The 8,009-nt window shown below is 39.3% G+C and carries 10 protein-coding genes and 1 tRNA gene; 1 reads left to right on the plus strand and 10 read right to left on the minus strand.

What is annotated here, in order from left to right:
* Positions 1-8 precede the first annotated feature (8 nt).
* The 9 genes from AC1DRQ_RS19350 to AC1DRQ_RS19390 form a co-directional block, all read right to left on the minus strand.
* Complete coding sequence (locus AC1DRQ_RS19350; protein ID WP_477426430.1) at positions 9-896, minus strand: ABC transporter ATP-binding protein; 888 nt, start codon at positions 894-896, stop codon at positions 9-11.
* The gene (locus AC1DRQ_RS19355; protein WP_477426431.1) at positions 893-1,636 is read right to left on the minus strand and encodes a hypothetical protein; all 744 of its coding nucleotides are present in this window, start codon (positions 1,634-1,636) and stop codon (positions 893-895) included. Before AC1DRQ_RS19355 ends, AC1DRQ_RS19350 begins: the two co-directional genes overlap by 4 nt.
* On the minus strand, positions 1,623-2,027 hold the full coding sequence (locus tag AC1DRQ_RS19360) for a GntR family transcriptional regulator (RefSeq protein ID WP_477426432.1): 405 nt from the start codon (positions 2,025-2,027) through the stop codon (positions 1,623-1,625). The genes AC1DRQ_RS19355 and AC1DRQ_RS19360 overlap by 14 nt, the downstream gene beginning before the upstream one ends.
* Positions 2,028-2,038: 11 nt before the next feature.
* A complete protein-coding gene (locus AC1DRQ_RS19365; protein ID WP_477426433.1) occupies positions 2,039-2,809 on the minus strand; it encodes a hypothetical protein in 771 nt (256 codons plus the stop codon).
* A complete protein-coding gene (locus AC1DRQ_RS19370; protein WP_429398201.1) occupies positions 2,802-3,650 on the minus strand; it encodes an ABC transporter ATP-binding protein in 849 nt (282 codons plus the stop codon). Before AC1DRQ_RS19370 ends, AC1DRQ_RS19365 begins: the two co-directional genes overlap by 8 nt.
* 836 nt (positions 3,651-4,486) lie before the next feature.
* Positions 4,487-5,455, minus strand: a complete 969-nt coding sequence (locus AC1DRQ_RS19375) for a c-type cytochrome (protein WP_477426434.1) — start codon at positions 5,453-5,455, stop codon at positions 4,487-4,489.
* 36 nt (positions 5,456-5,491) lie between these two features.
* A complete protein-coding gene (locus AC1DRQ_RS19380) occupies positions 5,492-6,148 on the minus strand; it encodes an NAD(P)-dependent oxidoreductase (protein ID WP_477426435.1) in 657 nt (218 codons plus the stop codon).
* 78 nt (positions 6,149-6,226) lie between these two features.
* Complete coding sequence (locus tag AC1DRQ_RS19385) at positions 6,227-6,385, minus strand: hypothetical protein (protein ID WP_477426436.1); 159 nt, start codon at positions 6,383-6,385, stop codon at positions 6,227-6,229.
* Positions 6,360-6,833, minus strand: coding sequence for a short chain dehydrogenase (locus AC1DRQ_RS19390; RefSeq protein WP_477426437.1), 474 nt, complete (start codon positions 6,831-6,833; stop codon positions 6,360-6,362). The genes AC1DRQ_RS19385 and AC1DRQ_RS19390 overlap by 26 nt, the downstream gene beginning before the upstream one ends.
* A 101-nt stretch (positions 6,834-6,934) precedes the next feature.
* Between AC1DRQ_RS19390 and AC1DRQ_RS19395 the strand changes: the two genes are divergently transcribed.
* The gene (locus tag AC1DRQ_RS19395) at positions 6,935-7,279 is read left to right on the plus strand and encodes a winged helix-turn-helix transcriptional regulator (RefSeq protein ID WP_477426438.1); all 345 of its coding nucleotides are present in this window, start codon (positions 6,935-6,937) and stop codon (positions 7,277-7,279) included.
* A gap of 532 nt (positions 7,280-7,811) precedes the next feature.
* Here AC1DRQ_RS19395 and AC1DRQ_RS19400 read toward each other — a convergent pair.
* Positions 7,812-7,896 (minus strand) — tRNA-Leu (locus tag AC1DRQ_RS19400).
* Positions 7,897-8,009 lie beyond the last annotated feature (113 nt).

Here is an 8,009-nt window from a genome sequence, read left to right on the forward strand (position 1 = left end):
TTAAATGCTTACATGGTATTTACATCAACCCGTTTAGCGATACTGCTGAAGTACACATCTTCAAGGTTGGGCGTTGCGGCAACAAAGCCATCTTGTAGTCCGGTTTCCTGTAATATCCTGATATGGAGCTTGCCCGTTTTAAGTTGGGTAGATATCACATTATAAACATCACGGTAATATTTGATCTCTGAGCGATCGATAGCTTTGGAATAGATCTTTCCGTTCAATTCATTTACTGCAGTTTCAGGGTCGCCGGCATAAAGCACTTCACCCTGGCAAATAATGGCAAAGTTGGCACAAAGGGTGCTAACATCCTCAACAATATGGGTTGATAGGATAACGATGGTATTTTCGCCCAGTTGGCTCAACAAGTTGTAAAAGCGATTACGTTCGGCTGGGTCAAGTCCTGCTGTAGGTTCATCAACAATAATAAGTTTAGGATCGCCAATGAGTGCCTGTGCTATGCCAAATCGTTGTTTCATTCCTCCCGAATACGTGCCGAGATGTTTTTTGCGATCCCTGAAGAGGTTAACTTTTTCAAGCAGACCCTGTACCAAATCTTTTCGTTCGGCATTGTTGCCAACACCTTTTAGCTGAGCAATATGATCAAGCATCCGCTCGGCCGATATTTTGGGGTAAACACCAAACTCCTGTGGCAAATATCCCAGCAGCTGCCGTACCTGCGTTTTGTTTTTCAATACATTGAGGTCGTCAAGAAACACGTTTCCTGAATCGGCCTCCTGTAAAGTTGCGATGGTACGCATCAGCGATGATTTACCCGCTCCGTTGGGTCCAAGCAAACCAAACATGCCATTTGATAGTGTGAGCGATACGTTTTTTAACGCATGCACGCCATTGGCATAGGTTTTTGAAAGAGAATCGATAATTAATTTCATGGCTGTTTAAGTTTTAAAATATTTTGCGATGCACCATTTACAATGAGTTTGGCGCTATCAGCAATATGGTAATTGAGTTGTGTATTGCCGGCTTCCCTGATCCATAAACGACTCTTGTTCCTGATATCAAGCTGAGCCTTGCCAATATGATTACCCTTGCCAAGGATAAGATTTGATGCGCTGCCATTAGTTATACCTGTTACGGCATCTAAGATCCCTATACTATCATTTTGGAGCAGGATATTGCTGGCATGGTCCTGCGTTATTTTTAAGTGGTTGCTTGTAAAGCCGCTTATTATAGTTGAACGCCATTTAAAATCCTCTGCAGCAAGTGTATCAATCACCTGGTTTTCGCCTGCCGTATAACGGGCATCCGCCATAAATGCATGGAGCTCTGGACATGAAACATACATGATATACGAGGAGCGGACGTTATGATAGTTGGATTTAAAACGGGCTTCCACAGTTAGGGTATCACCGTGCTGGTTAACTTTTGCAAATTCCATTGCATCCGGATCGGTAAGTACCTTGAAAGGGCCTTTCACCACCATCATGTTTATAGCGGTAGATGATTTGAGGTTGATTACCTTGAACCCACTTAAATTTAACTTGATAAAATTGCCAAATGGGTTTCTGAAATCCCCTTTTTTATATTCGGCCCTGAGCTGAAAATCGTATAGGAGAACCGATAGCAGGAGCAGGGTTATGGCAACTGTTAAAAATTTATTACTTGTTTTCATCCTGGTTATGTTTAGGTGTTATGGCGGCCTGGTTGTTTTGAAACTGTGTGTATTGTTCGCTGATCTCTGTTATCGAAATATCAAGCAAGTACATGTTCTTAAATAGTTCGGGCAGGTTCTGACGTACAAAACTCTCTTTACGATAGGCTTTAACTTTATCAAAGCCATCGGTAGCAACAAACAAACCAAGCCCACGTTTATTGTAAACTATTTCCAAGCCCTGCAAAAATTCGTATGAACGCATAACCGTATTGGGGTTTACTTCCAGTTCAACAGCCATATCACGTACCGATGGTATTTTCTGATCGGAGGGCCATTTACCCATCAAGATCTGATCGCACACAAAAGCAGCTATCTGGAGGTATATCGCTTCGTTATCCTTAAATTCCATTTCTTGTTCCTTTAAACCTGTTTTTCCTTAAGTCTGAAATAGGTAGCTATCCAGAATAGCAATATCACTATCGATAGGGATGCAAAAATCCAAAGTGTTTGTTCGTAACCTACACTAAGAGAGTAAAAGCTACGGCCCTCCGTAAAATTAAGGAAGCCGAACGGTGTAGCCGGAAATATATTTCGCCCCAGAATAGATCGCAAAAAGAATGTATTGCAAATGATAAGAAATGCATAGCCTATAAAAAAGCAGAAGGCAATTTTTATGAAATGCAGTTTTTCAAAAACGATTGCGCCGTACATGCTAATAGAGTGCAACAGCGAAAAAAGAATAATTAATATCGAAAACCTGTCCTGAAAAATGCTGAAGACCTCGCTATTATGCCCAGGCCAGTGTTTTATACTGATGAGGCCAAGCAAAACGAGGTAAAATACAGCCGTATATACGATCATGAATAGCGGGTAAGAATAAAACCAGCCTACCAGGTATTTTTCAAATGTAGAGGCAGGCAGGCTCAAAGCTGGTATGGCCTTTTTTTTATCGCCCATATCGGCAAAAATAGTACTGGTGAAAACACTGCCGGCAATGAGCATGAGGATAGCAAACAACGCAGTTTGAAAGCCGGCATCCATTGGCCCCGGAATCATATAAAATATGAATGAGCCGCCAAGCAGCATTACACCTGCCAAAACACCAATCGACATTAAATAAGTTCGATAATGCTCGGCGCTGTGCTTAATGAGTAGTTGCAAAAAACGATTAAAGCTGAAAAAATTATTCATGATATGCAGACGGCTTTAGGGTATTTAATAATTTAGTATTGCCACTTGTTGCAGCGTTAAAAAGCAGCTCGAGATCCATTTTACTAAACTTGCCGGTGGTGTTTTGCAATATGGCATATTTGCCTTTAAATGAATCTTCTTCATATAATACAGGCAAACCATCTGTATCGTTAAACACACCAAAAATTAATTTTTCGGTAAGCTCATCAACTGATTGTTCAATCACTATCCGGTGATCGTCCAGTATCAACACGGTATCAATAAGACTGTCCAGATCGCGTACCTGGTGCGTTGATATCACAATACACCTGTCATCATTTAATACGGATGCTATCAGTTTTCTGAATTGCACTTTCGAGGGAATATCCAAACCATTGGTAGGTTCATCCATGATAAGTGCACCCGTATTAGTAGCCAAACCGAAAGCGATAATCGTTTTCTTTTGTTGACCGTATGACATTTTGGTCATCGGCAGAGCATCGTCAATATCCAAGGTTTTCAAATAACCGTAAAAATCAATAGTGCTGAATTTGGGATAAAAAACCGCTGTACGTTTGAGGAATTGAGCAGGTGTTAACGCAGGTACATGAACCTCTTCGGCAATAAAATAAAGCTCATGTAAAACGGATACGGATCTTTTGGCGCTTTCCACCCCATTGATCATACATTTGCCTGATGCGGGGAATGCTAATCCTGCAATGTTTTTTAATAAGGTTGATTTACCTGCCCCATTTTTTCCGAGCAGTCCATAAATATGCCCGGCGCTCAGATTAAGGCTCAGGTCCTTAAACAAAGGACGTTTGCGGTCATAACTGAAATTCAAATTTTTTATTTGAATCATTGTTTTAGTGTATTAGTTAAGTAGTACAGTCAAATGTAAGAAAAGAATTTATAAATCAAATCTTATAATGAAATTATTTTTCGTAAATTTTTTTTTACCGAGTGTGTCAAATATACTTTCAATAAGGATGGCATGGGAATACTTATTAAAGCTCAATTGTTGGTGCCAGAAACAATAGTATTAAATACCACAGATAACGGCTGGGGGCCGCCCCCAGGAATTTCAATTTAGCCAAAAGCTCCTCGTTTGGAATGGAAATGATGAAAGCCTCAGCAAACAATTGGGCGGCAGTTTTGAGATAAGAAATAATCCTGGTATTGTTGTGACAATAAAATTAAAAATTGAATATGGTTCTGGAAAAGTATCGGATGGCAGATTTTAATTATTGTAAAAGGAGCTTTTACCTCTATCGTTTGAATTACTATAGTAGATTTATGCTGTGTCATTGAAAAAAATACAAATACCGGACAACATCAAGCGTGCAATTAAGACTCAATGATTTATTGAGCAGGTAGTGCATAGTAACGCTTTCATTTACGATAGTATTTGTTATCATATGCCGGGATACAGGCATCAGGTTATATAAAAAGAAATGAAAAACGTTCGCAAGTGTTTCGGTACTTGCGAACGTTTGTACCGTGAATGGCAGGTTTTTTGAACACATTTATGGGTTTTTGATAGTTGTAGAGCAGGTTTTAAAAAAATATGCAGAGAAAGAACTGATCGAAAAAGGCGAATAATTGGCATATTTTTTTGTTAAAGGTGTTCAAAAAATTTAACATGCTGGATTTTTTGAACACCTTTTATAATTTACAACTTAAGACCATCACAAACTTTCAAAACTTCTGAAACGCAATAACCTGATTGCTGATTGGTTTAACAGTTCTTAAATAAGCATAGATTGCTGCAAGATCGTTGGCCTTCATTCCAGCATACAAATACCATGGCATTGGTATTTGTGGATCGCCGGGGTTAAGTTTAGCCGCTTGCTTTTCTTTACCTTCAAAGCTTTTAAATCGTTGGATGAATATATCTTTACTCCATGATCCAATACCGGTTAGCTTATCTGGTGTAATATTTGCAGAATGTACAACAGCTCCCTGCTGTTTAAATTCCATTCCACCACCAAACTCTGTCCCGGGGATTATATCCCCATGATATCTTTTACTATGACAATCTACACAAGCCGCTGCGTTAACAAGGTAAGCGCCATACTTGATGGTATCATTTTCCGACGGTAGTTTACCCAAATTTGCCTTATGCGGCATGGTATTAATGATAAAATTGACCGGGAAGTCAATTTCTGACGCCGGTATGTCTTTTTTAATTGCGGGAATTGAACGCAAATAAGCAATAATACTATACACGTCCTCTTTATCCATCTGCCCTATATGATCCCAAGGCATTAGCGGAAAGATGGCTTTGCCAAACTTGTTCTCCCCGGTAGTTAGCGCCCTGAATATTTCGCCATCTGTCCAACTAAGTAATTTATAAGGGGTTATGTTAGATGCGTAAAACCTGCCGGGAAGGCCCATTTGCTGATCAAACTTTTCACCTCCAGCCCCAAAACCGCCCACCACCGGGCCTCCGTACAAACGCTCGTCCTTGGTGCTGTGGCAGTCAATACAAACAGAAACGTGGTTGGCTAAATAATCGCCTCGTTTTATTCGTTCTGCTGTGCGTTCTATTTTAATTTGAGGCGCTACGCCTGTGTCTGGTAATGCTACCTTTACATAAGTGCCGGCGGCAGCCACTACTACCAACAATCCTAGTAGGATAAATCCAATTACTTTTACTGCTTTCATATTGTGCTAATTTTGCGCTTATCTCTCCCACCCGGATTAATTTTCAGAAATAGTGGGGCTTTTCATATCGTACTTATCGGATTTTGCTATATCAATTATGAATTTAGCTACACTTTGCCTGCTGATTTGTAAACTTGGTTTAGGGAAGTTATTAAAACTCACCTTTAAAGTTTTTATCTTTTGGGAATCATTTAAGGCAACAGGCCGTACAGCCGTCCAGTTTAAGTCTGAATTTGCTAATAGTTTTTCCTCTACTTCGTGTTCCGCGTAAACAGGGCCGAGGTTGGTATAGTTAATTAACCATCTGAGCCAAAAAGGAATCTCCTTTTTGGTTTCCCCAACACCCCATGCAGAGACTGTAATTAAACGTTTTAGGTTTTGTTGATCCGCTTCAGCTATCACATTTTTTATGCTTTCAGAGATGAAATTTTTGGCGGTTATTAATTTAGACCAGGGAGCATCTGAAGCTCTAACGATGCCCAAAGCACTTATTATCAGATCACACCCCTGCATTGCAGCAGTTAAATCTGTTCTGCGGGCAGGTGTTCCCTGATATACTTTAATTGATTTTGAACTAAAGGATATTTTGTTTTTATCCCGCACCAAAACATTTAAATCATAGCCTTGCTTTAGAGCCTCTTCAACGATAAGACGACCGGTTCTACCGGTGGCCCCTAAAATGAGTATTTTCATAGTCTTTATTTTACTTGTTTGTTAATTCATTTATTGAACACAAACCATTTTTATTTTTTTTTAATTTTTGAGTGGCTGTTACAACACTTTATAGATCTGACCGGTTTGTCCGCCCAAAGCGCTTTTGATATAAGCCTGCGTTACCTGGCTCATGGTAACTGGAACATGACCAGGGAAATAGGGAAAATAGGCTGTAGATTCTTCAACTATATCAGGACCGACCGCATTGATACGCACACCGTTCTCCAGCTCTATTGCAGCGCCCTTTACGAATCCATACGAATCCATTGATTGCTCCATTCATCGTACTGATGTTTGCTCCCATTAAAATGGGGTCTTCGGCTAATGCGCCTGAGGTTAAAGTAAACGACCCTTTCGGATTAATGTAATGCTGGCCGATCAATACCAGGTTAACCTGGCCCATCATTTTGCTGTTAATGCCAATCCTGAAATCAGTATCCTTCATACTTGCTAAGGGCCCGAACTGCGCGTCCCCGGCAGCGCAAATTAAGGCGTCGAATTTACCGACCTGTTTGTAAAAGTTTTCTATTGACTCGATTGATGATATGTCTACCTGAATATCAGAACTTTTTGAACCTGCCTTAATTACTTCATGATCTTTTTGTAATGCGACGGTTACGTGTTTTCCAATGGTACCTGTGACACCTATAATTAATATTTTCATTTTCACTTTTTTTAACAAAATTGATCCAAAACTTTACCTTTGTCAAGTAATGGCATATTTGTCAAGTATTGACATCAAAGACACTAATACACATTTTCAGTATGTTAGCAGAAAAAATAATTGAAAAAAAAGTAGAGCCGGATTGTGATTGCTCAATAATAGGATCAATCAATATCATAAGCGGCAAGTGGAAACCCGTTATTATCTGGATGTTATTATCAGGGCCTAAGCGATTTGGTGAGCTGCATAAAGCAATTCAAGGTATAGCACTAAAGGTATTATCCAGACATTTAAAAGAACTGGAGGCTGACGGTATTATTAATCGAAAGGTATATGCCGAAGTGCCGCCAAAGGTGGAGTATACACTCACTGAAAAGGGGATGTCGCTCAACGACGTGATGCAGCTATTAGCAGAATGGGGTAAAAAGAATGTAGTGGCTGAATAAGACATTTTAATATTATACAATTTCTGCGATATTTCCTTGCATCGTTTTCATATTCAATTTTGTTAAATTATTTAATAAACGCTAATCAATATTGAACATGAAAGCAATAAAGAGAAAGCCAAAAGAATAGCAGATGCCCAAATCCAAGAGAAAGTTTTAGATAGAAATATCTATGCTGGTAATGAGAAAGTATTATTAAATAAAACTGTAGAAATAATTGTTAAGATAATTAAGAAAGAGGTTGGTTTATAGTGAGTTAAGGTATTAAAAGGTGTAGTATTGTAGAACTGTATGAGAATGGAAGGTGCTTGAATGTTATAAATAATTGATAATTAATAAGTTAAGGTGTTCGACTAGCAACAAAACAGAGGGGATGGGAATAAAAACACCTTTTGTTTGTAAGGCGTTGGTAATTAACAAGTTGAAATTTACTGAGAGCTATTTTTATTGAAGAAATCAACAAAACTCAGTAAAAACAAGAAATGCAAGTTGTTGATAGTCAAACTATTACAAACTTGCATTTCTGTCGATGTACTCAGAGCGGGAATCGAACCCGCACTCCGTTTACGGGAACAGGATTTTAAGTCCTGCGTGTCTACCAGTTCCACCATCTGAGCAGGCGGTTAACCTTTTAAAAATAAAACCCTTCTTTTTGATGGAAGGGCTTTGAGCGAAAGACGAGATTCGAACTCGCGACCCCGACCTTGGCAAGGTCGTGCTCTACCAACTG

The sequence above is a fragment of the Mucilaginibacter sp. P4_E8 genome, from assembly GCF_056401495.1.